This is a genomic window from Tepidimonas taiwanensis, assembly GCF_020162115.1.
Taxonomy (GTDB): domain Bacteria; phylum Pseudomonadota; class Gammaproteobacteria; order Burkholderiales; family Burkholderiaceae_C; genus Tepidimonas; species Tepidimonas taiwanensis.
On sequence record NZ_CP083911.1, the window covers coordinates 1,427,904 to 1,452,018 of the forward strand.

Consider the following 24,115-nt stretch of genomic DNA (forward strand, 5'->3'; position numbering starts at 1 on the left):
TGTCGTGATCCTGCCGATGCGCCCGCACCGCCGACCGCAAGCCATTGGCGGCGTCGGGTGCGGGGCGCGATTCTAGCCGATTTGTAATTCATAATTACGGATGGGTGACGCAAGGACCGCAGCGACCCGTCACCACGCCCGTCGCATCGCCGCGGAGGGCCACACCTTCAGCCCTCGGTCATCCGCTCAACGCCCGGCAGCCGACGCCGTCGCTCGCGCCCCGTCCAGGGCCACCGCCTCCAGCGGCCAGCGCGGCAACACGTCGAACGCCCCCGGCGCGTCCGCGGCGGACCCCGCCCCGACCTGCCAGCGCATCGCCGCCGCGAGCGCGATCATCGCGCCGTTGTCGGTGCACAGCGCCACCTCCGGGTAGTGCACCCGCCAGCCGTCGCGCTGCGCCGCCTGCGCGAGGCGCTCGCGCAGGCGCCGGTTGGCACCGACCCCACCGGCCACGACCAGCCGCGTCAGGCCTGTGGCGCGCAGGGCCGCGAGCGCCTTGTGCACCAGCACGTCGACGATCGCGGCCTCGGTCGCGGCGGCGAGGTCGGCCTTGCGTGCCTCCAGCGCCGGGCCCAGCTTGCGCGCCTGCGTTAGCACCGCCGTCTTCAGGCCCGCAAACGAGAAATCGAGATCCCCGCTGTGGAGCAGCGGGCGCGGCAGCGCGAACGCGGCCGGGTCCCCCTGCTGCGCGAGGCGCGACAGCGCCGGCCCCCCGGGATAGCCCAGCCCCAGCACCTTCGCGGACTTATCGAAGGCCTCGCCCGCGGCGTCGTCGATGGTCTCGCCCAGCAGCGTATAGCGCCCCACCCCGTCCACCCGCATCAGCTGCGTGTGGCCGCCAGAGACGAGCAGCGCGACGAACGGGAACGCCGGCGGATCGGCGCTGAGGAACGGCGACAGCAAATGCCCTTCCAGGTGATGCACGCCGACCACCGGCACCCCCAGCGCCAGCGCCATTGCGTGCGCGACACCCGCCCCCACCAGCAGCGCGCCGGCGAGTCCGGGGCCGCGTGTGTACGCCACCGCGTCGATGGCGTGCAGCGACACCCCCGCCTGCGCCAGCGCGGCCTCGGTTAGCGGCAGCACACGGCGGATGTGGTCGCGGCTGGCCAGCTCCGGCACGACGCCGCCGTAGTCGCGGTGCATGGCCACCTGGCTGTGCAGGGCAGCCCCGAGCAGCCGCGGCACGCCCGACGCCGACGCCTCCACCACCGCGACGCCGGTCTCGTCGCACGACGATTCGATCCCCAAGATGCGCATCCGCACAGTGTACGGCTTGGCCGGCGCAGCCCCCTGGTGGTATGCTGTGTTCACGACGTCGCCACGGCGTCGCAAACCCCATGAACGACACCGCCGTTCCCCACCCCGACGCCGCGCCCGCGCTGCGCTGGCTGGTCGCGATCGGCGCCTCGGCCGGGGGGCTGGACCCGCTGCGGGCGCTGCTGGGGGCGGCGCGGCCACGCAACGACACCGCAATCGTGGTGGCCCAGCACCTGAGTGGCCCGGACGGCGACGTGCTGGTGCAGCTGCTGCAGCGCAGCACCGCGTGGACGGTGCGCGCGATCGCCGACGGCGACGCCCTCACCCCCGGCACGGTGCACGTGTGCCCCCCGGGCCTCGACGTGGACCTGGAAGACACGCGGCTGCGGCTGCGGCGTGCCGAGTCGTTGCCGCGCCCCTCCATCGACCGCCTGTTCGCGGCGATCGCCCGCACGCACGGGGCGCACGCCATCGGCATCGTGCTGTCGGGCACGGGCAACGACGGCCTCGCCGGTGCGCGCGACATTCACGGTGCGGGTGGCGCGGTCTGGTTGCAGGATCCGGCCACGTGCGCATTCCCCTCGATGCCGCGGGCGCTGCTCGACGCGGGCCTGGCGGACATGGTCGGCACGCCGGCCGCGCTGGGACGCCGGCTGCAAACGCTGCCGGGGACGGACGCCCCCGGCGCGCCACGGTCGCGCCGGGCACAGGCGCGTGCGCGCCAACTGGCGCTCGACCGCATCGCGCAGCGCGTGGGCCAGGCGGCCGGGCTCGATCTGACCCGCTATCAGGGCGCGACGCTGCGGCGCCAGTTCGAGCGCGTGATGCGCGACGAGGGCATCCCGGACTGGGCGACGCTGTCGCAGCGGCTCGACGCCGACCCGGAACTGCTGCGGCGCATGGCGGCGGCGGTGTCGGTCGGCGTCACCCAGTGGCTGCGCGATCCGGCGGCGTTCCTGTCGCTGCGCGCCGCGCTGCGCGAGCGGCTCGCGCGCGCCGGGCCCCAGGACACCCCCGTGCGCGTGTGGTCGTGCGCCTGCGCCACCGGGCAGGAAACCTACAGCCTGGCGATGCTGCTCGACGACCTGCTGCGCGAGCTGGGGCTGCGACGCGAGTTTCTGGTGATCGGCACCGACGTGCAGCCGGCCTACCTGGCCACGGCGCGCGAGGCGCTGTATCCGCTCGACGAACTGCAGCACCTGCCCGCGGAATGGCGCCAGCGCTACCTCGAGTCCGACGGAACCCACGGCCGCGTCGTGCCGGAGCTGCGCCGGCGCTGCCTGTTCGTGCGCCACGACGTCACGCAGGACCTGCCGTTCGCCCGCATCGACGTGGTCGCGTGCCGCAACCTGCTGATCTACCTGAAGCCGACCACGAAAGCCGCAGTGCTGGGGCGGCTACACCATGCGTTGCTCGACGACGGGCTGTTGCTGCTGGGTGCGGCCGAAGGCGGGGCACGCGGCGTGCACGAGCTGTTCGAACCCGTGGCGGGCAGCCCTTACCTGTTCCGTCGCCGTCCCGGCGCGTCACCGCGCATCGACTGGACCGCGCCGATCCATGCCCCGGCTCCTGGCGCAGCGCCGGCATCGGCGCGGGCCCACCGGCAGGCCGCCGACACGCTGGAGACGTCGGCGCGCGAGCGGCTGCTGGACCTGCTGATCGAGCGCTACGCACCGGCGACCGTGCTCGCGGACGCGCAGGGCCACCCGCTGCACCTCGTGGGGTCGGTGCAGGATCTGTTGCGCTGGCCGCGCGGCCCTTCGGTGCGCCTGACGGTCACCGAGCTGGTGCCCGCGGAATGGCAGCGCGACGTGTCGCTCGCGCTGCAGCAGGTGCTGCGGGGCGCCTCCGACCGCTTCGAGCTGCCGCTGCCCGCGCTGCCGCCCGGCCACACGCCCTATGCGCTGCAGACGCAGCGCGTCACGGTGCAGGAGCGGCACTTCGTCGCGCTGAGCTTCATCGCGCCGGCGCGGCCGGTCGCCGCCGGTGCAGCCGCGGCGGACGGTGGGCTGGAGCCCGCGCGGCAGGACGTGCTGATCAACGTGCTGGAGCAGGCGCAGCGCGAGCTGCAGGAGGTCAACGACCGGCTCCAGGCCGCCCACGAGCAGCTCGAGGTCGCCAACGAGGAGCTCGAAGCCTCCAACGAGGAACTGCAGGCGTCCAACGAGGAGTTGCGCAGCCTCAACGAGCAGCTCGACCAGTCGCTGCGCGAGCAGCGCCGGCTCAACGAGTTGCTCGACGCCGTGCTGCGCCACTCGCAGCAGGCGCTGCTGGTGCTCGACGCCCAGGGGCGCGTGCTGCGCTACAACGCCCGCGCGGCGCAGTGGCTGGGGGTGACGGACGCCGACATCGGACAGGCGTGGTCGTTCGGGCGTGGCCCCGTCGCGTGGCCGCAGCCGGACCGACTGCTGCGCCGGCTGCTGGCACCGGACCTCACCCCGACACAAGAGGAGGTGCTGGTCGGTGAGCGCCACTACCTGCTGCAGATGGCGCCGTGGCACACGCGCGACGCGCGCGCCGGCGTGCTGCTGGCGGTGAGTGACCTGACGGAGGTGCGCCGCGTCGAGGCGCAGCGGCTGGCGCTGCAGGCCCGCCTGAGCGCGCTGACCAACGCGCTGCAGGAGGCCGTGCTGATGGCCACGCCGGGGCTGCAGCAGCTGCAGCATGTCTCACCGCGGCTCGCGGAGTGGCTGGGCACGAGCACGGAGACCCTGCTGCGCGAGCCGGCCCGGCTGCGCGCGGCGATCGCGCCGGAGGACCGCGACCGTGTCCTCGCGCGCTGGGAGGCGGCGGACGACACCGAGTGGCAGCAGCGCTACCACCTGATCGGACCGGACGGCCAGCGGCGCCTGGTGCTGGAGCGCGCCGCGCGCGCCGACGCCGAAAAGGGCGAAACCCCGCCGATCGCCGCCTCGCTGCTCGACATCACCGAGGCAGCATTGGTCGAGCAGCGCGAACGCGCGACCCAGGCACGCATGCGCGCGCTGTGGCACAACCCCAACGTCGGGATGGCGATGTGCGACGTGGCCGGCCGGCTGCTGGAAGTCAACGACGCGTTGGCGCGGCTGCTCAACACGTCGGTCGACGCGCTGGTGGGGCAGTCGCTGCACGCGCTCGCGGACGTGGAGGAGCGCCTGCCGGCGCTGAACCAGTGGCAGGCCGTCGTCGGCGGCGCCGGCAGCGTGGCGCTGGAGATGCGGCTGCGCGCCGTCGGCGGGGACCCGCACTGGGTGCGGCGGCACCTCACGCTCGCGCGCGACCCGGAACGCGGCGACGACTTCGTCGTCGTCATTTTGGAAAACCTCGACGAGGTCAAGGCGCGCGAACAGACCATCTACCGCCAGGCCAATTTCGATCCCCTGACCGGCCTGCCCAACCGCAACCTGCTGCGCGACCGGCTGCTGCAGGCGCTGCGGCGCGAGGCGCGCGAGGGCGGCTACGTCTTCGTGCTGTTCCTGGACCTGGACGGCTTCAAGGAGGTCAACGACCTGTACGGCCACGACAGCGGCGACGCGCTGCTGATCGAAGCGGCACAGCGGCTGCGCGGCTGCCTGCGGCCGGCCGACACCGTGGCGCGCTTTGGCGGCGACGAATTCGTCGTGCTGATCGACGGGGCCAACGGCCCGATGGCGGCCGAGCGCGTCGGCCACGCGATCCTGGAGGCGCTGCGCCGCCCGTTCGACGTGCCGGACAACCAGGTGACGCTGACCGCCAGCGTCGGCATCGCCACCTTCCCGACCGACAGCGACAATGCGGACGAGCTGCTGCGGCTGGCCGACACCGCGATGTATGCCGCCAAGGCGCAGGGCAAGGACCGGCTGCGGTTTTTCTCGCCGCACATGGACAGCGCCACGCGCCGGCAGTCCGGCATCAAGCTGGGCATCGAGCGCGCACTGGTCAACGACGAGTTCGAGCTGTACTTTCAACCCGTGATCGCGCTGCCGCTCGGGCAGCCCATCGGCGCCGAGGCACTGCTGCGCTGGCGCCACCCCGAACGCGGGCTGGTCCCCCCGGGCGAGTTCATCCCGGTGGCCGAGACGACCGGACAGATCCGGCGCCTGGGGGCGTGGGCGCTGCGCGAGGTGGCTCGGCTGGCCCCGCAGGCCGCGCAGCGCTGGGGCACGGACTTTCGCCTCGCGGTCAACCTGTCGGTGGCGCAGTTCGGCGGGCCGGAGATCGAGGCGTGGCGGCGCGAGCACGAGGCGGTGCTGCCGCACCTCGTGATGGAGGTGACCGAGTCGCTGCTGATGCAGGACAACGTCAACCACTGGCGCTGGCTGATGCGGCTGCGCGAAGCGGGCGCGCAAATCGCGCTGGACGACTTCGGCACCGGCTACTCGAGCCTCGCGTACCTGCAGCGGCTGACGATCGACTACCTCAAACTCGACAAGTCGTTCACCGAACACGTGGGCCACGGCGGCCCGTCGGAGCGCATCGTGCAGGCGGTGTTCGACATCGCGGGCGCGGTGGGCGCGCACGTCATCGTCGAAGGACTCGAGCGCGAGGAGCAGTGGCGGTTCTTCCAGCCGATGGCGCCGCTGCACGTGCAGGGCTACTACTGCGCGCGACCCATGCCGTGGGACGCGCTGGTGGACTTCATGGCCGATGCGGCGAGGCCGGCGGCGGCGTCCTGACCCCCGCTCTGACTCCCCGGAAATGCCTGTGTTGCCCCGGGGGCCCGCCCCCGCCCTTTTCCCGCCGGGCAGGGCCCCGGAAAAACGAAACAGGGCCCGGAAAAACGCAACCCCGCCGGGTGGCGGGGTTGCGAAGAAGCGTTGGCGGAGCGGACGGGGCTCGAACCCGCGACCCCCGGCGTGACAGGCCGGTATTCTGACCAACTGAACTACCGCTCCAATTGTGGCGACCCTACGGGGATTCGAACCCCGGTACTCACCGTGAAAGGGTGATGTCCTAGGCCTCTAGACGATAGGGTCGTCGAAAACTAACCGTTGGCGGAGCGGACGGGGCTCGAACCCGCGACCCCCGGCGTGACAGGCCGGTATTCTGACCAACTGAACTACCGCTCCAATTGTGGCGACCCTACGGGGATTCGAACCCCGGTACTCACCGTGAAAGGGTGATGTCCTAGGCCTCTAGACGATAGGGTCTGAATTCGTGGTGGAGGTAAGCGGGATCGAACCGCTGACCTCTTGCATGCCATGCAAGCGCTCTCCCAGCTGAGCTATACCCCCACGGCTTGTGATTTCCGGCGATGCGGTTGTCGCTTTCGATTACCGCCGTCGTCGTGCATCAGCAAGACCTGCATTATAGCCATATTTTGGCCGCCCTTTTCGGCCGGGGCGGCGGATTTTCTTCCCGCCCCCCTCACGCCGCGGCCAGCCGCGCCAGCACGTCCTCGCGCCGGTGCAGCGCCAGCACCGCGTCCACCGACGGCGTCTGCGGCGTGCCCATCACGAGCACGCGCACGGGCATCGCCAGCTGCGGCATCTTCAGCCCGTGTTCGGCCAGCGTCGCCTTGATCGCGGCACCGATTGCGGCCGGGGTCCATTCGGTGTCGGCCAGCCGTGCCGCGAGTGCGCGCAGCGCCGGGCGGACCGCGTCGGTGACGTGCTGGGCCAAATCCTCGGGGCGCGGTGTGGGCGTGGCGTAGTACGGCTGCGCCCAGTCCGCCAGCGCCACCGTGGTGTCGCAGCGGTCCTTGAACAGCGCGCAGAGGGCGGGCAGTCGCTCGTCGGCCGTGAGGCCCCGGCGCGCGAGCTGCTGCGCCACCAGCGGCGCCAGCCGCTCGTCGGGCGTCATCTTGATGTGCTGCGCGTTGACCCAGCGCAGCTTGGCCTCGTCGAACTGCGCCGCGCTGCGCCCCAGGTGCTCGAGGTCGAACCACTGCAGGAACTGCTCGCGCGTGAAGATCTCGTCGTCACCGTGGCTCCAGCCCAGGCGCGCCAGGTAGTTGATCATCGCCTCCGGCAAGAAGCCGGCGTCGCGGTACCACGTGACGGGCTTGGCGCCGTGGCGCTTGCTCATCTTCTCGCCTTGCTCGTTGAGCACGGTGGGCAGGTGGGCGTACACCGGGGGCTCGTGGCCCAGCGCGCGAAAGATATTGATCTGGCGCGGGGTGTTGTTGACGTGGTCGTCGCCGCGGATGACGTGCGTGATGCGCATGTCGATATCGTCCACCACGACGCAGAAGTTGTAGGTCGGCGTGCCGATCTCGCCCACCGGGGCCTGCCGCGCGATGACGAGGTCGTCGAGTTCGTCGTTGCGGATTTCGACGCGGCCCTTGACCTTGTCGTCCCACACGACGCTGCCGCTGGTCGGGTTTTTGAAGCGGATCACGGGCAGCACCCCATCCGGTACCGGCGGCAGCGTCTTGCCGGGCTCCGGCCGCCACGTGCCGTCGTAGCGCGGCTTGAGCTTGGCCGCCATCTGCCGCTCGCGCAGCGCGTCCAGCTCCGCCGGCGTCATGTAGCAGTGGTACGCCAGCCCCGCCGCGAGCATCTCGGCGATGACCTGGCGGTAACGGTCCATGCGCTGCATCTGGTAGTACGGCCCCTCGTCGGGCGTGAGCCCCAGCCAGTCCATCGCCTCCAGGATCACGTCAACCGCCTCCTGGGTCGAGCGCTCCTGGTCGGTGTCCTCGATGCGCAGAATGAAGTCGCCGCCGTTGGCGCGGGCGAAGGCCCATGGGTAGAGCGCGGAGCGGATGTTGCCGAGGTGGATGAACCCCGTCGGCGACGGGGCGAAGCGGGTGCGGATGCGAGCGGTCATGATGATCCGATGCAGTGGAAGACGCGGCGTCGGTCAGCGTGCGCAGGCGTCGAGCCCGCGCGCCAGATCGGCCACGATGTCGTCGATGTGTTCCAGGCCGACCGAGACGCGGATCAGGCCCTGCGTGATGCCGGCGGCCTGTCGCTGCGCCTCGCTCAGGCGCCCGTGCGAGGTGCTGGCCGGGTGCGAGCACAGCGTCTTCGTGTCCCCCAGGTTGGTGGAGAGCGACAGCGTCTGCAACGCGTCCAGCACGGCAAACGCACGCGCGCGCGCCTGCTCGGCCCCGTCGGCGCGCACCTCGAAGGCGACGATGGCGCCGCCACAGCCCGACTGCTGACGCATCGCCAGCGCGTGCTGGGGGTGCTCCGGCAGACCAGGATAGTACACCCGCGCCACCGCCGGATGCGCCTGCAACCACTGCGCCAGGCGCAGCGCGGTGGCGCTTTGCGCCTGCAGGCGCAGGTGCAAGGTTTCCAGCCCCTTGAGCACGACCCAGGCGTTGAACGGTGCCAGTGTCATGCCAGCGCTGCGCAACACGGGCAGAAACGCCTCCTGCACCAGCGCGTGGCTGGCGCACAGGGCACCGGCCATCACCCGGCCCTGCCCGTCCAGGTATTTGGTGCCGGAGTGCACGACGATGTCGGCCCCGAGCGCCGCCGGGCGCTGCAGCGCGGGCGTGGCGAAGCAGTTGTCCACCGCCAGCAGCGCACCCGCGCGGTGGGCGATGTCGGCCAGCGCCGCGATGTCGCAGACTTCGGTCAGCGGGTTGGTGGGTGTTTCGGCCAGCAGCAGCCGTGTCTCAGGCCGCACCGCCGCACGCCACGCGTCCAGGTCGGTCTGCGGCACGAAGGTGCTGGCCACGCCGAACTTGGCCAGGTCCGATCCGATCAGCTTGATCGTCGCGCCGAACATCGACTGCGAGCACACGACGTGGTCGCCGGCCTTGAGCAACCCCATGCACAGCATCAGGATCGCCGCCATGCCGGACGCGGTGCCGATCGCCGCCTCGGTGCCCTCGAGCGCGGCGAGCCGCTGCTCGAAACTCGCCGTCGTCGGGTTGCCATAGCGGGCGTAGGTGTAGCCCTCCTCGTCCCCGGCGAAGCGCGCCGCCGCGGCCTCGGCGCTCGGCTGCACGAAACCGCTGGTCAGAAACAGGGCCTCGCTGTTCTCGCCATACGGCGTGCGGGGCACGGCCACGCGCACCGCCGCCGTCTGCGGGTGCCACGCGTTGCCGGGGTGCGCGCCCCCCTCGTTACACGACGCCATTCGTCACGACTCCTGCGCGTTCGGCAGCGTCAGGCGCGTGCCACCGCCCTCATCGTCCTCGACGCTGGCGCCCCCCTGCCGCGGGGCGTTGATCGCCGCCACCGACTCGAGCGTCACGTCGCCGGTGATGTATACGCCGTCGAAGCACGACGCCTCGAAGCCGCACAGCGACGGGTTGAGCGCCGCCACCGAGCGCTTCATCGCTTCCACGTCCTGGTAGATGAGCGCATCGCAGCCGATGAGCGCGCGCACCTCCTCGACGGAGCGGCCGTGCGCCACCAGCTCCTGCTGCGTGGGCATGTCGATGCCGTAGACGTTGGGGTAGCGCACCGGCGGCGCGGCGCTGGCCAGATAGACCTTGCACGCGCCGGCCTCACGCGCCATCTGCACGATCTCGCGGCTGGTGGTACCGCGCACGATCGAATCGTCGACCAGCAGCACGTTGCGGCCGGCGAATTCGCTGGCGATGACGTTGAGCTTTTGCCGCACGGACTTTTTGCGCACCGCCTGCCCCGGCATGATGAAGGTGCGGCCGACGTAGCGGTTTTTCACGAACCCCTCGCGGTACGGAAGGCCGATCAGCCGCGCCACCTCCATCGCCGCCGGACGGCTCGACTCGGGAATCGGGATGACGACGTCGATTTCGCTGGGCGGCACGGTCGAGATCACACGCGTGGCCAGCGCCTCGCCCATATTGAGCCGCGCCTGGTACACCGAAATGCCATCGATGACCGAGTCCGGCCGCGCCAGATACACGAACTCGAAGATGCACGGATGGTGCGACGGCGCGTCGGCGCACTGGCGCGCGTGCATCTGGCCGTCCAACGTGACGAAGATCGCCTCGCCCGGTGCGACGTCGCGCTCGAAACGGTGCCCCGTTCCTTCCAGCGCCACCGACTCGCTCGCCGCCATCACCGTGCCGTCGGCCCCGCGGCCGATGCACAGCGGCCGGATGCCGTAGGGATCGCGGAAGACCAGCATGCCGTGCCCGGCGATCAGCGCCACCACCGCGTAACTGCCGCGCACGCGCCGGTGCACCGCCGCCACCGCGTCGAACACATCGTCCACCCGCAGCGGCACACCGCGCGTGGCGCGCTCCAGCTCGTGCGCCAGCACGTTGAGCAGGACCTCCGAGTCGCTCTCGGTGTTGATGTGCCGGTGGTCGAGCCGGAACAGCTCTTCTTTCAGCGCGCGCGCGTTGGTCAGGTTGCCGTTGTGCGCCAGCACCAGCCCGAACGGGGCGTTGACGTAGAAGGGCTGCGCCTCCTCCTCGCTGGCGGCGTTGCCCGCGGTGGGGTAGCGCACCTGGCCCAGCCCGCAGGTGCCGGGCAGCGCCCGCATGTTGCGCGTGCGGAAGACGTCGCGCACCATGCCCTTGGCCTTGTGCATGAAGAACTTGTGCCCCTGCTGGGTCACGATCCCCGCCGCGTCCTGACCGCGGTGCTGCAGCAGCAGCAACGCGTCATAGATCAGCTGATTGACCGGCTGGGTGCTGACCACCCCGACGATGCCACACATCTCGATGCCCTCGAACTACGGAAAATACACGGCCACCTCGGCCGGCACCAGCACCTTGACCGCCAGCAGCCCCTGGGTGAGCCAGCGCGGCCCCACCGCCTCGCGCCACGCGGCGCTGTCCGCCCACGGTGTCTGGTGTACGAGGAGCGCCACGCCGGCCAGGATCAGCCCCCCGCGCAGCAGCCCGAACACGCCCCCCAGCACACGGTCCACCGGCCGCACGCCCGTGGCCTCGGCCCCGCGGCGCGCCAGCGCCGCCACCCAGCCGCCGACGAATGCCACGACGACGAACGTCAGCGCAAACCCGGCACCGTAGCGCAGCGGATCGCTCCAGCCCTGCAGCGGCAGCCACCCCGCCACCGCCAGCGCCCAGCGCTGGGCCACGACGAACGCGACGACCCAGGCCAGCACCGACAGCACCTCGTACAGCAGCCCGCGCCACACCCCCAGCAAGACCGAGGCCGCGAGCACCGCGAGCAGGATCACATCGACCACGGCCATGGGTCACAGCGTCAGCACCGCCGCCGGCAGGCCCAGCTTCTTGACTTTCTCCGCCACCTTCTCCGCTTCGGCGCGCGAGTCGAACGGCCCCACGCGCACGCGGATGCGCTTGCCCTCGGGGGTCTCGGCGACATGGGTATAGGTCTTGAGCCCGGCGCGCTCGAGGCGCTGGCGCACCTCCTGCGCGCGCGCCGGCTCGGCGTAGGCACCGACCTGCACGACGACGCGCACCCGCGGCGCATCGGTCGCGCCCCCTTTGGCGGCCGTGGCGCTGCCTGCCGCGGGTGCCGTGGCGGGTGCGGGGGCCGCCGAACCGCCGGCGGACGATGGGCGAGGCGGGCTGGCCGGCGTCTGCGCCGGCGGCGTCGACGGGACAGGCGCGGCAGCCCCCTCGGTCACGGGGCCCGCCGGCGCGGCCCCCCCGCTGTCGGCACTGGGATCGGGCCCGGGGCCGGCGCTGCCGCGGTAGCCGGCGGGGTGACGGTCGCCGTCGCCGGCGCGGCACCCGCCACCACTGCGCTGCCGGCGGGTTCCGCCCCGCGGGCCGCCGGCCGCTCCAGTGGCGGCAGGCCGTCGCGCGCCGGGATGTCGATGGCGATATCCACCGGAATGGGGCGCGGCTGCGACTCCAGCACCATCGGCACGACGATGACCGCCAGCGCCACGAGGATGGTCGCACCGATCAGGCGGCGGCGCGCCCGCTGCCGCAGCGCTTCCACGGACGCCGGGTTCTCCGCACCGGAGGCGGGAGGGGACTTGGCAGAACCGGAACCGAGTTGGAACATGCGTCAGCCCTGTAGGTGCCGGGCAGCCAGGCGGGGCACGCCCTCTTGCAGCACACCACCGACCGTGTAGAACGACCCAAAAACCACGATTCTACCAGCGGGGTCCACCTGCGCCAGCGCGGCTTTCAGGGCCGCCGCGGGGCCTTCGTGCACGGTCGCGGTCGCGTCGCGCCGGCGCGTCACCGACTGCCACAGCGCGTGCAACGCGTCGCCGCGCGCGGCACGCGCCGTCGGCAGGTCGCAAAAATGCCACACGTCGATCAGCGGATCGAGCCGCTCCAACATCGGCCGCACGTCCTTGTCGGCCATCGCGCCGAACACCGCCTGCGTCTGGGGGTAAAAGCCCATCGCGTCCAGGTTTTCCGCCAGCGCGGCCGCCGCGTGGGGGTTGTGCGCCACGTCCAGCACCAGCACGGGCTCGCCCGGCACGATCTGGAACCGCCCCGGCCACTCCACCGTGGCCAGCCCCTGCCGCACCGCCTGCGCCGTCACCGGCAGGCGCACGTGCATCGCCTCCAGCACCGCCAGCACACCCGCCGCGTTGGTGAGCTGGTTGACCCCGCGCAACGCGGGGTACGCCAGCCCGGCATAGCGGCGTGCACGCCCCTGCCACGCCCACTGCTGCCGGTCGCCGCTGTGGCGAAAATCCCGGCCACCCAGCCACAGGTCGGCGTCGATTTCGCGCGCGCGCTCCAGCACGCTGCGCGGCGGCTCCGGGTCCGACACCACGGCCGGGCGGCCGGTGCGCAGGATGCCCGCCTTCTCGTAACCGATCGCCTCGCGGTCCGGCCCCAGGTACTCCATGTGATCCAGGTCCACGCTCGTGATCACCGCGCAGTCGGCGTCCCACACGTTGACCGCATCCAGCCGTCCGCCCATGCCGACTTCGAGGATCAGCACATCGGGGCGCTGCGCCAGCATGGCATGCACGAGCGCCAGCGTCGTGAATTCGAAGTAGCTCAGCACCACCGGGTCGCCCGCGGTGCGGGCGGCTTCCACCGCCGCGAACGAGGGCACGAGGTCGGCGCTGGCCATCGGCTGCCCGTCGAGGCGCGCACGTTCCTCGAAGTGCACCAGGTGGGGCGACGTGTAGAGCGCGGTGCGGTAGCCGGCGGCGCGGTAGATCGCCTCCAGCATCGCGCACGTGGAACCCTTGCCGTTGGTGCCCGCGACCGTGATGACCGGACACGCCGGCCGCACCGCCGCCCCCAGGCGGTGCGCGACCGTTTGCACGCGCTCCAATCCCAGCGTGATGCGCTGGCCGTGCAGGTGCTCCAGATACGCCAGCCACTCGGCGAGCGCGGCATCGGCCACGGGCGCGGTCGGGGGAACGTCGGTCGGGGGAACGGACATGGGCTGTTCGGGCTGCGATGATCGGGGCGCCCATTGTGCCAAGGAAGGCCGCCCGCCGCCCCGCGGGGGAAAGGGTCAAAAGTCCGGGACCAGCACGCGACCGGGCGCCAAGGACCGCTGCGGTGCACAGCGGCAGAGGCTTGCGTACAGGCACCGACGACAAAAGCCCAGTCGCGCCCTGGGCACGGTAACGCGGTGGCTGCACGGCCATGCGCCGATGTGGCTGCGCTACCATGCGTCCATGATCCACGTCTTTGGTATCCCGAACTGCGAGACCGTCAAGAAAGCCCGTGCGTGGCTGGAGGCGCACGGCGTCGCGTACACGTTCCACGATTTCAAAAAGCAGGGTGTACCGACCGAACGGCTGGATGCGTGGCTGGCCGCACTGGGCTGGGAGGCGCTGCTGAACCGCCGCGGCACGACCTGGCGCCAGCTCGACGACGCGACGCGGGCCGGTGTTACGGACGGAGCGAGCGCCCGCGCCCTGATGCTGGCCAAGCCCAGCGTGATCCGCCGCCCGGTGGTGGACTGGGGCGACCGCATCACCGCCGGTTTCGATCCGGACGACTGGGCGCGCCACGCGACGCGTCGGTGAGAATTGGCGCTGCGCCACCCGGTCAAGCACCGCCCTGGTCGGGCGCAAGCATTCCGCCGCACGGCACATCCGGCCACGGGCGGACGCCCCGCGCCGCCGCGGCGCAGAAAAACGCGGCATGCGCCCGCGGGGCATCCCGCCCGGCGTGGGCAGTGCTGCACCTACAATCCGGACACCATGAATGCCATCACCGACACCGTCCGCGGCGCCGACGTCACCACCCGCGCCAACGTGTATTTCAACGGCCAGTGCGTGAGCCACACGCTGACGCTCGCCGACGGCAAACGCCTGTCGGTCGGCGTCATCCTGCCCTCGACGCTGACGTTCAACACCGGCGCGCCCGAGGTCATGGAGGGCGTGGCCGGGACGTGCGAGGTGCTGCTGCCGGGGGCGACCGCGTGGCAGCGCTTCGGCCCCGGCGAGCGCTTTGCCGTGCCCGGCAACGCGACCTTCCAGATCCGGGTCAGCGACGAGCCATATCACTACATTTGCCATTTCGGTTGAACCCGATCGGGTTTGCCGCCGCCGCTCGATAGTTTTCTTTCGCCATCCATCCTCGCCACGCCCATGTCCACCATCCTGCAAAGCCTGCCCGTCGGCCAGAAGGTCGGCATCGCGTTCTCCGGCGGCCTCGACACCAGCGCCGCGCTGCTGTGGATGCGCCAAAAAGGCGCCATCCCCTACGCCTACACCGCCAACCTCGGCCAGCCGGACGAGCCCAACTACGAGGCCATCCCGAAGCGGGCGCTGGCCTACGGTGCCGAGAAGGCGCGGCTCGTGGACTGCCGTCCGCAGCTCGCCGCCGAAGGGCTGGCCGCGCTGCAGTGCGGCGCCTTCCACATCAGCACGGCGGGCGTGACCTACTTCAACACCACGCCGATCGGCCGCGCCGTCACCGGCACGATGCTGGTGGCCGCGATGAAGGAAGACGACGTCCACATCTGGGGCGACGGCAGCACCTACAAGGGCAACGATATCGAGCGCTTCTACCGCTACGGCCTGCTGACCAACCCGTCGCTGCAGATCTACAAGCCGTGGCTGGACCAGGCGTTCATCGACGAGCTGGGCGGCCGCAAGGAGATGAGCGAATTCCTCATCCGCAACGGCTTCGACTACAAGATGTCGGTCGAGAAGGCCTACAGCACCGACAGCAACATGCTCGGCGCCACGCACGAGGCCAAGGACCTGGAGCACCTCAACGCCAGCATCCGCATCGTCAACCCCATCATGGGCGTGCCGTTCTGGCGCGAGGACTGCGACATCCGGCCCGAAGAGGTCACGGTGCGCTTCGAAGAGGGCCGCCCGGTCGCGCTCAACGGCCGCGAATACCCGGATCTGGTCGAGCTGTTTCTCGAGGCCAACCGCATCGGCGGCCGCCACGGCCTGGGCATGAGCGACCAGATCGAAAACCGCATCATCGAGGCCAAGAGCCGCGGCATTTACGAAGCGCCGGGCATGGCGCTGCTCTTCATTGCCTACGAGCGGCTGGTCACCGGCATCCACAACGAGGACACGATCGAGCAGTACCGCGACAACGGCCGCAAGCTCGGCCGCCTGCTGTATCAGGGCCGCTGGTTCGACCCGCAGGCCATCATGCTGCGCGAGGCGGCGCAGCGCTGGGTAGCGCGCGCGATCACCGGCGAGGTGACGCTGGAGCTGCGCCGCGGCAACGACTACTCGATCCTCAACACCGAAAGCCCCAACCTGACCTATCACCCCGAGCGGCTGACGATGGAAAAGGGCGCGTCGGTGTTCACGCCGCGCGACCGCATCGGGCAGCTCACCATGCGTAACCTGGACATCACCGACACGCGCGACAAGCTCGGCATCTACACGCAGGCCGGGCTGCTCGCCATCGGCCAGGACGGCGACCTGCTGAAACTCGGCGGCTGAGGCCTCGCCGGCGGTCGGGACGGCGCTGCGGCACGTACGCGCCGTCCTACGCGCACAGCCCTACGCGCGCCCTACGTGCACCCTACACGCCCTCGCGCGCCCAGCGCACGATGCGCTCGGCCAGCCGTTCGGTCGTGCCCGGTGAGCGCAGCTCACCCGCGAGCACATGCTGGTCGCGGTCGGTGCTGTCCTCCACCGCCTCCAGCCGCTTGACGGGGCTGCCCAGCCGCTCGAAGACCGCCTGCGTCAGCCGCGGATCGACCGTGCGGTCGCGCGGGCTGTACAGCACCAGCACCGGCGTGCGCACGGCCGACAGGTCCGCTTCCCGCACGCGCTCGACCAGCGCCATCATCGGCAGCAGCGCCTGCACGGGATAGACGCGCGTCCAGCCCGCGTCGATGCGTGGGTCGCCGCTGGGGGCGCCGACGGTGCCGCCGGTGATCGCCTGCGCCAGCTGCGCCCCCCAAGGGCCGTGCAAAAGCTCGGTGCGCTTGTCGGCCGGGCCGAAGTTCGGCGAGATCCACACCTGGCGTTCGATGGGCACACCCGCCGCGTCCGGGCGCAGCGCCAGCCACGCCGCGAGCGTCGCGCCGGTGGAGGTGCCGATGAGCAACACGCGCTCGCCGATCGCGTGACCGATGCGCACCGCCTCCACCGCATCGGCCAGCCAGTCCTGCGGGCGCACCGTGGCCAGCGCCTCGGCGGGCAAACCGTGCCCGGCGAGCCGGGTGTGAAAGAGGTTGGCGCCGAGCGCCTGCGCGACGCGTTCGGCCAGCGGATACGTCTCCACCCGCGTCGCGGTAAAGCCGTGCAGGTACACGACCGCCCACGGGGTGCGCCGACCGGCCTCCCCCGCCCAGACGACCCCCTTGGCCGCGCCGGGCCGCAGACCGGGCTGCGCCGCCTCCTGCGCCGTCAGCCAGGCGTCGATGGCGACCGCGACCGCCGGCGGCTGAGCCCGTGGCGCCGGCTCGTCCGGCCCGTACGGGTAGCGCGGCCCCGCGAACCACAGCACCACCAGTGCCGCCAGCACCCCGAGCCCGCCGAGCAGCCACGTGCGGGCCCGGCCCGCCATCGATCGCACTGCCCGCAGCGCGCCTGATCGCCACGACGACGCCCGCATGCCGTACGTCATATTCCCTTCCTCCAGCCACCTGCAGAACACCACCAGCCTACCCGCCGGCCCGCACGCCACCCGCCGTCACGCCGGCTGGTGTTATCGGTTCCGACCGAACTGTAACCGACGGTAACAACCCTCTCTCATTGCAAAAACCCCTTGGCAAAGGGCGCCTCACTCCCAAGAATGCGAGCGTTCGTCACGACGGCGCCCGAGCGCCCACCCAGGAGACCTCCCATGTGGCTGCATGCCCCCTTCGACCCCGCGCAGGTGGATCTCATCAACCGTCTTCAAGCGGGCGTCGTCCCCGCGCCGGTGCACCCGCTCACCTGCCCGAATGCGCGCAACGGCCAGCACGCCTTCGCGGGGGGCTATCTGGGAACGCTCGTCGCGCAGCGCCGCGGGCTCGTCTGTCCGACCTGTGGCCACACCCAGACGTGGATCCCCCGCTCGATGCTGGCTTGCGCCGAGCGCGCCGCGGACCCGGCAATCGGCCACCCCTCGCAACGCATCGAACGGGCCCGCCAGCGCGCGCTGGATGACTTTGCCGCGCTGGTGCGGGCCGGCAGCCTCGCCGCCCAGCCGATGGTGGACACGCTGGCCGCGATGGGCCACGAGCGGCGCGCGACGTCCGCCGCCGCGGAGGTGACCCCGGGCGCCGCCAACGCCGCCGTCGTGAGCGAGCCGCTGGCGGCCTGACCGGCGTTCAGCCGACGACCACCGGCTCGGGCTCGAGCCGGATGCCGAAGCGTTCGTACACGCTGGTCTGGATCAGCCGCGCCAGCGTCATCACCTCGCCGCCGGTGCACGGATCCTCGCGGCCGCCGCGGTTGACGAGCACCAGCGCCTGTTTTTCGTACACGCCCGCGCGGCCGACGCTCTTGCCCTTCCAGCCGCAGGCGTCGATCAGCCAGCCGGCCGCGAGCTTGATGGTGCCGTCGGGCAGCGGATAGTGCACGACCTGCGGATCACGGCCGATGATGTCCGCGCACTGCTCCGGGGTGACCGTCGGGTTCTTGAAAAAACTGCCGGCGTTGCCGAGGACGGCCGGATCCGGCAGCTTGGCGCGGCGGATCTCGCAGACCCAATCGAACACCTGCCGCGGCGTCGGATCGGTGATACCGGTTTCCGCGACCTTGCGCGCCAGGTCCTGGTATCCGAGCGCGGGTCGCCAGCGCCGCGGCAGCCAGAAGCGCACGCGCGTGATCAGCGCCCGCCCCTTGAGCCCCATCCCGTGCGCGCCGGAGCGCTCGTGCTTGAAGACCGAATCGCGATAGCCGAAGGCGCAGTGCTCGTGGCGCAAGGTGAGCGGCTCGCCTGTCTCCAGGTCGATCGCATCCAGCGAGTGGAAGCGGTCCTGCAGCTCCACCCCATACGCGCCGATGTTCTGCACCGGCGCGGCGCCGACCGTCCCCGGGATCAACGCCAGGTTTTCCAGCCCCGGCCAGCCCTGCGCCAGCGTCCACGCGACGAAATCGTGCCAGCGCTCGCCAGCACCCGCCTCCACCAGCCAGCCCCGCTCATCCTCGCGCAACAGGCGCCGGCCGGAAATCTCGACCTTCAAGACGAGCTGGCGCAGATCGCCCGTGAGCACGATGTTGCTGCCCCCACCGAGGATGAAGGTCTCCTGCGGCCGCCAGTCCGGGTGCCGCACCAGCGCGAGCACGTCGTCATCGCGGCGGATGCGCGCCAGCCGCTGCGCACGCGCCGCGATGCCGAACGTGTTGAAGGGCTGCAACGACACGTGGTTCTCGACTACCATGCACGGATTGTCGCAAACCCGCTCGTACCACCCGAGGAACCCCCGCATGCCTTCGTTCGATACCGTGCTCGAACCCAACCTGGTCGAAGTCAAAAACGCCGTGGAACAGACCCAGCGCGAAATCGGCACGCGCTTCGATTTCAAGGGATCGTCGGCCGCCGTGTCGCTGCAGGACAAAGACATCACCGTTCACGCCGACAGCGACTTCCAGTTGCAGCAGGTGGAGGACATCCTGCGCAACAAGCTCGCCAAGCGCAACGTGGACGTGCGCTTCCTCGACCCCGGCAAGGTCGAGAAAATCGGCGGCGACAAGGTCAAGCAGGTCTTTCGCGTGCGCAGCGGCATCGCCACCGAAGACGCGAAAAAGATCCAGCAGCTCATCAAGGGCAGCAAGCTCAAGCTGCAAGCCGCGATCCAGGGCGACGCGGTGCGCGTCAGCGGCGCCAAGCGCGACGACCTGCAGGCCGCAATCGCGCTGATCCGGCAGCAGATGGCGCAGCTGCCGCTGAGCTTCACCAACTTCCGCGACTGACCGCTGGGTGTTCATGAACATGCCGTCTGCGTATCACGGTGCCGCAACCCCGGCAGAGTGGCTGCACCGGTGGTCCGATCTGGAATCCCGCCTCGCCGCCCTGCTGTTGGCGGCACCGTCCGGGCGGGACGATTGGCCACTGGCGTTTTCGGATTGGCTGGAACATGCGCGCTCCCACCTCGATGCGGACACCGACGCCGGACTGTTTTGGATTTTCCGGCTCGCCTCGACGACGCGCGTGGGCTACAGCAGCATCCACGCGCTGCTGTGTTGGGCATTGGCGCGCGTGGTCAGTCCGGCGTTGGCCTTGTCTGCCGCGGACGCCGACACCCTCGAACGCGCCGCGCTGACCATGAACATCGGGATGACCCGCCTGCAAAACCTGCTGGCGATGCAGACCGCACCGATCACACCCTCGCAACGGACGCAGATCGACGCTCATCCGTCCCGATCGGTCGAGCTGTTGCAATCGCACGGCGTCAAGGATGAACGCTGGCTGTTCGTCGTGAAGTACCACCACGATACGGCGTGCCTGGATTTTTCGACGCGGGTTCTGCAGCGGCTCGATCGCTACGGCGCCTTGATCAGCCCGCGCCAAACGCGAGACGGGCGTCATCTGGTGGAAACCGGGCACCACCTGACGACACAGGGCACGGAGAAGATCGACGATGTGGGCAGGTCCATCGTCCACGAGTTGGGCTTGTTTCCGCCGGGAACGTTGGTCCGCTTGGCGGACGACTCGACCGCGATCGCCCTGCGGCGCGGGGAAAACCCGGGAGACCCGCAGGTCGCCGTCATTTTCGGCCCGGACGGCAAGAAGCCACCCTCACCGTTCGCTGTCGACACCCGTCAGCCGGAATGGGCGGTTGTCTCGGCGTTGCACGGGACGTCGGTCGCCGATGTCCCCTCCGTCGACGCGCTGCTGCCGTTGCTTTTCGCCACGCGCGACAATGCCGGTCTTTGACGCGAACTGACCAGCTCACTCACCCGCGGCCGCCCGGGCTTTTGCGGCTGCCGATCTTGCTTTCCTGTCCGGCGAGCAGCCGCTGGATGTTGCCCGCGTGCCGCCACAGCAGCAGCACGCTCATCGCCGCCACCGCGGCACCGACCGGCGCGTTCGCCGTCCACGCCACGCCGTCACCGAAGCCGTAATACAGCGGTGCGAACACCGCCGCGACGATGGCCGCCAGCGACGAATAGCGGAAAAACACCGCCACCAGCAGCCAGCTCGCGATCACCGCGACGCCCAGCCACGGCTCCAGCGCCAGCAGCACGCCCGCCGCGGTGGCCACGCCCTTGCCCCCGCGGAAGCGGAAAAACACCGGGAACAGGTGCCCGAGAAACGCCGCCAGCCCCACCGCCGCCAGCGTGCCGTGGCCCAGGCCCCAAGCCGCCCCCCAGTGCGCCACCGCCCACACCGGCAGCCACCCCTTGACCGCGTCCAGCAGCAGCGTCAGCGCCGCCGCCGCCTTGCTGCCGGACCGCAGCACGTTGGTGGCCCCCGGGTTCTTGCTGCCGTAGGTGCGCGGGTCCGCCAGCCCCATCATGCGACTGACCAGCACCGCAAACGACAACGAACCGATCAGGTACGCCAGCGCCACCGCCAATGCGGGCAGCCAGGTCAGGGAAGCGTCGGACACGAACGGGGCTCCTGTCAGGGTAACGGGGGCTTGCGCCGGGGGCCTAATTGTGCCAGCGGCCACGGGGAGCCGGGGCGTCGCTCATCTTGCTCCGCCACGGCGCTGTCTTCGGTTCCCTGCCTTCGTCACAGGCACACAGGCTGCAGAGGGAAACCCCCCTCTCTACCGAGCCGATCGACTGGGACGGTCGCTCACTGCGCGGGGTCGCGGATCTCCCAGCGGATGCGGTCGATCGCTTCCAGCAGCTCGGGCGACAGCGTCACGTCCCACGCATCCAGACACGCGTCGAGCTGGGCGAGCGACGTCACCCCGATGATGGTGCTGGCCACGCGCCAGTTGTGGTAGCAAAACGCCAGCGCCAGCTGCACCGGCGTCAGGCCGTGCTCGCGGGCCAGCGCGTTGTAACGCCGCGCCGCGGCCAGCGCCTCCGGCCGCCCCCAGCGCTGTTTGCGCATGCTCTCGAAGAGCGCCATGCGCCCCTGCGGCGGCCCGGCGTGCACCAGCCCCGTCTCGTCGTACTTGCCCGTCAGCAGCCCGAAGCCCAGCGGCGAGTACGCCAGCAGCCCGACCCCGAGCCGGTAACAGGTCTCGTCCAGCGCGTTTTCGAAACTGCGGTTGATCAGGCAGTACGGGTTTTGCACCGTGGCGACGCGCGGCAGGCCGTGTTGCTGCGCCAGGCGCACGAACTCGTGCACGCCGTACGGCGTCTCGTTGGACAAACCGATCGCGCGCACCTTGCCCGCGCGCACCAGCGCGTCCATCGCCTCGAGCTGCTCCAGGATGCTGGCGCAGGGCTTGTCCTTGGCCGGGTCGAAGGTGATCGCCCCGAACATCGGCACGTTGCGCGCCGGCCAGTGGATCTGGTACAGGTCGATCACGTCGGTTTGCAGACGGCGTAGGCTCCCCTCGCACGCGGCGATGATCTCGGCCTTCGTCAACCCGGCCTGCTCGCCGCGGATCCACGGCATGCCGCGCGACGGCCCCGCGACCTTGGTGGCGAGCACGATGCGCTCGCGCATCCCCGGGCGCGCCGCCAGCCAGCGGCCGATGATCGTCTCCGTCGCGCCGCAGGTTTCGGGCCGCGCCGGCACCGCGTACATCTCGGCGGTATCGAGGAAGTTGACGCCGCGCTCGACGGCGCGGTCCAGAATGGCGTGGGCGTCCGCCTCGCTGACCTGCTCACCAAAGGTCATCGTCCCCAGACAGATGCGGGTGACGTGCAGGCCGGTCTGGCCCAGCGGGGTGGTGGGTATCGCGGTGGGGGGCATCGGTTCTCCTGTCAAGGGTTCATTTTCCTGCGGCACGACCTTCACCGAATGGTCGGGACGCCAGGTCGCCGTTCGAGCGCACATTCCGCTGTGGCACGGACTTCACGGCACAGACGACGGGCCGCCCGCAGCACGGGCGCGCGCCTCCTCCTGCAGCCGCAGCACGCGCCGCTGCACCTTGCCGGTGGTGGTCATCGGCAGCGCGTCGATGAATTCGATCTCCTTCGGGTACTCGTAAGGTGCGAGCTGCCCGCGCACGTGCTGCTGCAGCTCGGCCACCAGCGGCGCGTCGAACTCGGTGGCGGGATCGGCGCAGCGCTCGCGCCGCTCGGCCCACGCCGGCGCCAGCACCACATAGGCCTTGACGACCGCGCCGCGCTCCGCGTCCGGTTTCGGCACCACGGCCGCGTTGGCCACCGCGGGGTGCTTGACCAGGCAGTTTTCGATTTCACTTGGGCCGATGCGGTAGCCGGCGGACTTGAACACGTCGTCGGCACGCCCCTGGTACCACAGGTAGCCGTCGGCGTCCTGCACCGCCAGATCCCCGGTGCGGCACCAGCTGTCGGCCGGGTCGCCGGTGAACTTGCCGCGCGTCGCGGCCTCGTTGCCCCAGTAGCCGAGGAAGAAGACCGGGTCCGGATCACCGTGCACGTCGCGCCGGTGCACGGCCACCTCGCCCACCGTGCCCGGCGGCACCGGCTTGCCCGCCTCGTCGATGACGGCCACCCGATGCCCCGGGTAGGCGCGGCCCATACTGCCGGGGCGGGCGGGCCACAGCCGCGCACAGTTGCCGACGACGTAGTTGATCTCGGTCTGGCCGAACATTTCGTTGACGGTCACGCCGAGCTGGTCGCGACAGTAGGCAAACACCGCGTCGCCGACGGCCTCGCCGGCGCTCATGATGGCCTGCAGGCGCAAACGGTAGCGCCGTCGCGGCTCGGGCACCGCTTTCATCATCGCCTTGAGCGCCGTCGGAAACAGAAACGTGTGCGTGACGCGGTGCCGCTGCAACAGCGCAAACGCTTCCAGTGGATCGAAGCGCCCGTGCCACGCGACGATCGGCCGCCCGAAATAGAGCGTCGGCAGCAGCGCGTCCATCAGGCCGCCGGTCCACGCCCAGTCGGCGGGGCTCCAGAAAACGGCCTCGCTCTGGGCGCGCGCATCCCACGGATCGAAGCCGAACCAGTTCTGGCTGGCGACGAAGCCGCTCAGGTTGCCGATCAGCGCCCGGTGCGGGATGAGCGCCCCCTTGGGGTTGCCGGTGGTGCCGCTGGTGTAGATGAGCACCGCCGGGTCATCGGCGGCGGTGTCCACGGCCTCGAAGCGCGAACGCAGGCCCTCGCGCGCGCCGGGCCAGTCGACCACATCGACGTCGAAGGCACCGGTCAGCCCCACCACGTGGCGCAGGGCCGGGCAGCGGCCGCGCACCGCCAACACCCCGGGTCCGGTGGCGTCGTCGACGAGAGCGACGCTCGCCGCGCTGTCCTGCAGGCGGTATTCCAGCGCCTCCGGGCCGAAGAGCTGCGACAGCGGCATCGCCACCGCGCCGAGCTGCAGCACCGCCATGTACGCGACCGCCGTCTCGAAACGCTGCGGCAGCACGATGGCCACCCGGTCGCCGCGCTGCACCCCCAGTAGGCGCAGCGCGTTCGACAGCCGGTTGGCCTCATCCGCCAGCTCCCCGTACGTATACCGGCGCGGCCGCGGCCGCCCGGGGCGGTCCTCGATGATCGCGACGGCCGCCGCCGTGGCTTTCTTCACCGCCCAGCGCCGCACGCCGGCGTGCGCGATGTTGAAGCGCGGCGGCACGTGCCAGCGAAACGCGTGGTACAGCGCCGCATAGGCATCGGCCGGCACGGGGGGGCTGTCTTGCACACGACGGGTCTGGGAAGCCAT

At 70.9% G+C, this 24,115-nt stretch carries 20 protein-coding genes and 5 tRNA genes; 7 read left to right on the top strand and 18 right to left on the bottom strand.

Annotation, left to right across the window (positions count from 1 at the left end; genetic code table 11):
* Positions 1-186: 186 nt before the first annotated feature.
* Positions 187-1,260: a tRNA (adenosine(37)-N6)-threonylcarbamoyltransferase complex transferase subunit TsaD gene (gene tsaD / locus LCC91_RS06550; protein WP_052231419.1), complete on the bottom strand. Its 1,074-nt coding sequence runs from the start codon at positions 1,258-1,260 to the stop codon at positions 187-189.
* Between the two features lie 80 nt (positions 1,261-1,340).
* Between tsaD and LCC91_RS06555 the strand changes: the two genes are divergently transcribed.
* Positions 1,341-5,894 (top strand): EAL domain-containing protein, encoded by a 4,554-nt coding sequence (locus tag LCC91_RS06555; protein WP_185974854.1) that lies wholly within the window; start codon positions 1,341-1,343, stop codon positions 5,892-5,894.
* Positions 5,895-6,036: 142 nt separating this feature from the next.
* Here LCC91_RS06555 and LCC91_RS06560 read toward each other — a convergent pair.
* The 12 genes from LCC91_RS06560 to folC form a co-directional block, all read right to left on the bottom strand.
* Positions 6,037-6,113, bottom strand: a tRNA-Asp gene (locus LCC91_RS06560).
* A 5-nt stretch (positions 6,114-6,118) separates the two neighbouring features.
* Positions 6,119-6,194 (bottom strand) — tRNA-Glu (locus LCC91_RS06565).
* 16 nt (positions 6,195-6,210) lie between these two features.
* A tRNA-Asp gene (locus LCC91_RS06570) sits at positions 6,211-6,287 on the bottom strand.
* A gap of 5 nt (positions 6,288-6,292) precedes the next feature.
* Positions 6,293-6,368, bottom strand: a tRNA-Glu gene (locus LCC91_RS06575).
* An 8-nt stretch (positions 6,369-6,376) separates the two neighbouring features.
* Positions 6,377-6,452, bottom strand: a tRNA-Ala gene (locus tag LCC91_RS06580).
* Between the two features lie 133 nt (positions 6,453-6,585).
* Positions 6,586-7,989 carry a glutamate--tRNA ligase gene (gene gltX / locus LCC91_RS06585; RefSeq protein WP_058615423.1) on the bottom strand — a complete coding sequence of 468 codons (1,404 nt, stop codon included), beginning with the start codon at positions 7,987-7,989 and terminating at the stop codon, positions 6,586-6,588.
* A 33-nt stretch (positions 7,990-8,022) separates the two neighbouring features.
* Positions 8,023-9,255: an O-succinylhomoserine sulfhydrylase gene (locus tag LCC91_RS06590; RefSeq protein WP_143897363.1), complete on the bottom strand. Its 1,233-nt coding sequence runs from the start codon at positions 9,253-9,255 to the stop codon at positions 8,023-8,025.
* 3 nt (positions 9,256-9,258) lie between these two features.
* A complete protein-coding gene (gene purF, locus LCC91_RS06595) occupies positions 9,259-10,773 on the bottom strand; it encodes an amidophosphoribosyltransferase (RefSeq protein WP_143897362.1) in 1,515 nt (504 codons plus the stop codon).
* Positions 10,774-10,788: 15 nt separating this feature from the next.
* On the bottom strand, positions 10,789-11,274 hold the full coding sequence (locus LCC91_RS06600) for a CvpA family protein (RefSeq protein WP_143897361.1): 486 nt from the start codon (positions 11,272-11,274) through the stop codon (positions 10,789-10,791).
* A 3-nt stretch (positions 11,275-11,277) separates the two neighbouring features.
* A complete protein-coding gene (locus LCC91_RS06605) occupies positions 11,278-11,673 on the bottom strand; it encodes an SPOR domain-containing protein (RefSeq protein WP_224441048.1) in 396 nt (131 codons plus the stop codon).
* Positions 11,670-12,059: a hypothetical protein gene (locus tag LCC91_RS06610; RefSeq protein ID WP_224441049.1), complete on the bottom strand. Its 390-nt coding sequence runs from the start codon at positions 12,057-12,059 to the stop codon at positions 11,670-11,672. Before LCC91_RS06610 ends, LCC91_RS06605 begins: the two co-directional genes overlap by 4 nt.
* Before the next feature lie 3 nt (positions 12,060-12,062).
* Positions 12,063-13,412 carry a bifunctional tetrahydrofolate synthase/dihydrofolate synthase gene (gene folC / locus LCC91_RS06615; protein WP_143897359.1) on the bottom strand — a complete coding sequence of 450 codons (1,350 nt, stop codon included), beginning with the start codon at positions 13,410-13,412 and terminating at the stop codon, positions 12,063-12,065.
* Positions 13,413-13,653: 241 nt separating this feature from the next.
* Between folC and LCC91_RS06620 the strand changes: the two genes are divergently transcribed.
* The 3 genes from LCC91_RS06620 (at position 13,654) to argG (ending at position 15,900) form a co-directional block, all read left to right on the top strand.
* Entirely contained in the window at positions 13,654-14,007 is a 354-nt protein-coding gene (locus LCC91_RS06620; RefSeq protein WP_043701285.1) for an ArsC family reductase, read from the top strand.
* A 177-nt stretch (positions 14,008-14,184) separates the two neighbouring features.
* Positions 14,185-14,511, top strand: a complete 327-nt coding sequence (gene ppnP / locus LCC91_RS06625; protein WP_043701240.1) for a pyrimidine/purine nucleoside phosphorylase — start codon at positions 14,185-14,187, stop codon at positions 14,509-14,511.
* A gap of 63 nt (positions 14,512-14,574) precedes the next feature.
* Complete coding sequence (gene argG, locus LCC91_RS06630) at positions 14,575-15,900, top strand: argininosuccinate synthase (protein WP_043701242.1); 1,326 nt, start codon at positions 14,575-14,577, stop codon at positions 15,898-15,900.
* An 82-nt stretch (positions 15,901-15,982) separates the two neighbouring features.
* Here the strand turns inward: argG and LCC91_RS06635 are convergent, their stop codons facing one another.
* Positions 15,983-16,975 carry an alpha/beta hydrolase gene (locus tag LCC91_RS06635; protein WP_043701244.1) on the bottom strand — a complete coding sequence of 331 codons (993 nt, stop codon included), beginning with the start codon at positions 16,973-16,975 and terminating at the stop codon, positions 15,983-15,985.
* Between the two features lie 279 nt (positions 16,976-17,254).
* Between LCC91_RS06635 and LCC91_RS06640 the strand changes: the two genes are divergently transcribed.
* A complete protein-coding gene (locus tag LCC91_RS06640) occupies positions 17,255-17,716 on the top strand; it encodes a hypothetical protein (RefSeq protein WP_043701247.1) in 462 nt (153 codons plus the stop codon).
* A 7-nt stretch (positions 17,717-17,723) separates the two neighbouring features.
* On the opposite strand, the gene murB is transcribed toward LCC91_RS06640, so the two are convergent.
* Entirely contained in the window at positions 17,724-18,779 is a 1,056-nt protein-coding gene (gene murB, locus LCC91_RS06645) for a UDP-N-acetylmuramate dehydrogenase (protein ID WP_043701250.1), read from the bottom strand.
* A 46-nt stretch (positions 18,780-18,825) separates the two neighbouring features.
* On the opposite strand from murB, the gene LCC91_RS06650 reads away from it, so the two are divergent.
* Positions 18,826-19,311, top strand: a complete 486-nt coding sequence (locus tag LCC91_RS06650; protein ID WP_043701253.1) for a YajQ family cyclic di-GMP-binding protein — start codon at positions 18,826-18,828, stop codon at positions 19,309-19,311.
* A 13-nt stretch (positions 19,312-19,324) separates the two neighbouring features.
* Complete coding sequence (locus tag LCC91_RS06655) at positions 19,325-20,275, top strand: HD-GYP domain-containing protein (protein WP_052231589.1); 951 nt, start codon at positions 19,325-19,327, stop codon at positions 20,273-20,275.
* Positions 20,276-20,294: 19 nt separating this feature from the next.
* Here LCC91_RS06655 and plsY read toward each other — a convergent pair whose 3' ends face one another.
* The 3 genes from plsY to LCC91_RS06670 all read right to left on the bottom strand — a co-directional run bounded on the left by plsY (position 20,295) and on the right by LCC91_RS06670 (position 24,115).
* Entirely contained in the window at positions 20,295-20,951 is a 657-nt protein-coding gene (plsY, locus tag LCC91_RS06660; protein ID WP_224441050.1) for a glycerol-3-phosphate 1-O-acyltransferase PlsY, read from the bottom strand.
* Positions 20,952-21,142: 191 nt separating this feature from the next.
* The gene (locus LCC91_RS06665; RefSeq protein ID WP_043701256.1) at positions 21,143-22,219 is read right to left on the bottom strand and encodes an aldo/keto reductase; all 1,077 of its coding nucleotides are present in this window, start codon (positions 22,217-22,219) and stop codon (positions 21,143-21,145) included.
* Between the two features lie 102 nt (positions 22,220-22,321).
* Positions 22,322-24,115: an acyl-CoA synthetase gene (locus LCC91_RS06670; RefSeq protein WP_052231590.1), complete on the bottom strand. Its 1,794-nt coding sequence runs from the start codon at positions 24,113-24,115 to the stop codon at positions 22,322-22,324.

Excerpts from the sequence above, each read along its gene's own strand:
- LCC91_RS06665 (WP_043701256.1), bottom strand. The coding sequence starts at position 22,219 with ATGCCCCCCACCGCGATACCCACCACCCCGCTGGGCCAGACCGGCCTG.
- murB (WP_043701250.1), bottom strand. The coding sequence starts at position 18,779 with ATGGTAGTCGAGAACCACGTGTCGTTGCAGCCCTTCAACACGTTCGGC.
- LCC91_RS06620 (WP_043701285.1), top strand. The coding sequence starts at position 13,654 with ATGATCCACGTCTTTGGTATCCCGAACTGCGAGACCGTCAAGAAAGCC.
- purF (WP_143897362.1), bottom strand. The coding sequence starts at position 10,773 with ATGTGTGGCATCGTCGGGGTGGTCAGCACCCAGCCGGTCAATCAGCTG.
- LCC91_RS06600 (WP_143897361.1), bottom strand. The coding sequence starts at position 11,274 with ATGGCCGTGGTCGATGTGATCCTGCTCGCGGTGCTCGCGGCCTCGGTC.
- LCC91_RS06555 (WP_185974854.1), top strand. The coding sequence starts at position 1,341 with ATGAACGACACCGCCGTTCCCCACCCCGACGCCGCGCCCGCGCTGCGC.
- LCC91_RS06655 (WP_052231589.1), top strand. The coding sequence starts at position 19,325 with ATGAACATGCCGTCTGCGTATCACGGTGCCGCAACCCCGGCAGAGTGG.
- argG (WP_043701242.1), top strand. The coding sequence starts at position 14,575 with ATGTCCACCATCCTGCAAAGCCTGCCCGTCGGCCAGAAGGTCGGCATC.
- tsaD (WP_052231419.1), bottom strand. The coding sequence starts at position 1,260 with ATGCGCATCTTGGGGATCGAATCGTCGTGCGACGAGACCGGCGTCGCG.
- LCC91_RS06640 (WP_043701247.1), top strand. The coding sequence starts at position 17,255 with ATGTGGCTGCATGCCCCCTTCGACCCCGCGCAGGTGGATCTCATCAAC.
- folC (WP_143897359.1), bottom strand. The coding sequence starts at position 13,412 with ATGTCCGTTCCCCCGACCGACGTTCCCCCGACCGCGCCCGTGGCCGAT.
- LCC91_RS06610 (WP_224441049.1), bottom strand. The coding sequence starts at position 12,059 with ATGTTCCAACTCGGTTCCGGTTCTGCCAAGTCCCCTCCCGCCTCCGGT.
- ppnP (WP_043701240.1), top strand. The coding sequence starts at position 14,185 with ATGAATGCCATCACCGACACCGTCCGCGGCGCCGACGTCACCACCCGC.
- LCC91_RS06590 (WP_143897363.1), bottom strand. The coding sequence starts at position 9,255 with ATGGCGTCGTGTAACGAGGGGGGCGCGCACCCCGGCAACGCGTGGCAC.
- LCC91_RS06635 (WP_043701244.1), bottom strand. The coding sequence starts at position 16,975 with ATGGCGGGCCGGGCCCGCACGTGGCTGCTCGGCGGGCTCGGGGTGCTG.
- LCC91_RS06670 (WP_052231590.1), bottom strand. The coding sequence starts at position 24,115 with ATGGCTTCCCAGACCCGTCGTGTGCAAGACAGCCCCCCCGTGCCGGCC.
- gltX (WP_058615423.1), bottom strand. The coding sequence starts at position 7,989 with ATGACCGCTCGCATCCGCACCCGCTTCGCCCCGTCGCCGACGGGGTTC.
- LCC91_RS06650 (WP_043701253.1), top strand. The coding sequence starts at position 18,826 with ATGCCTTCGTTCGATACCGTGCTCGAACCCAACCTGGTCGAAGTCAAA.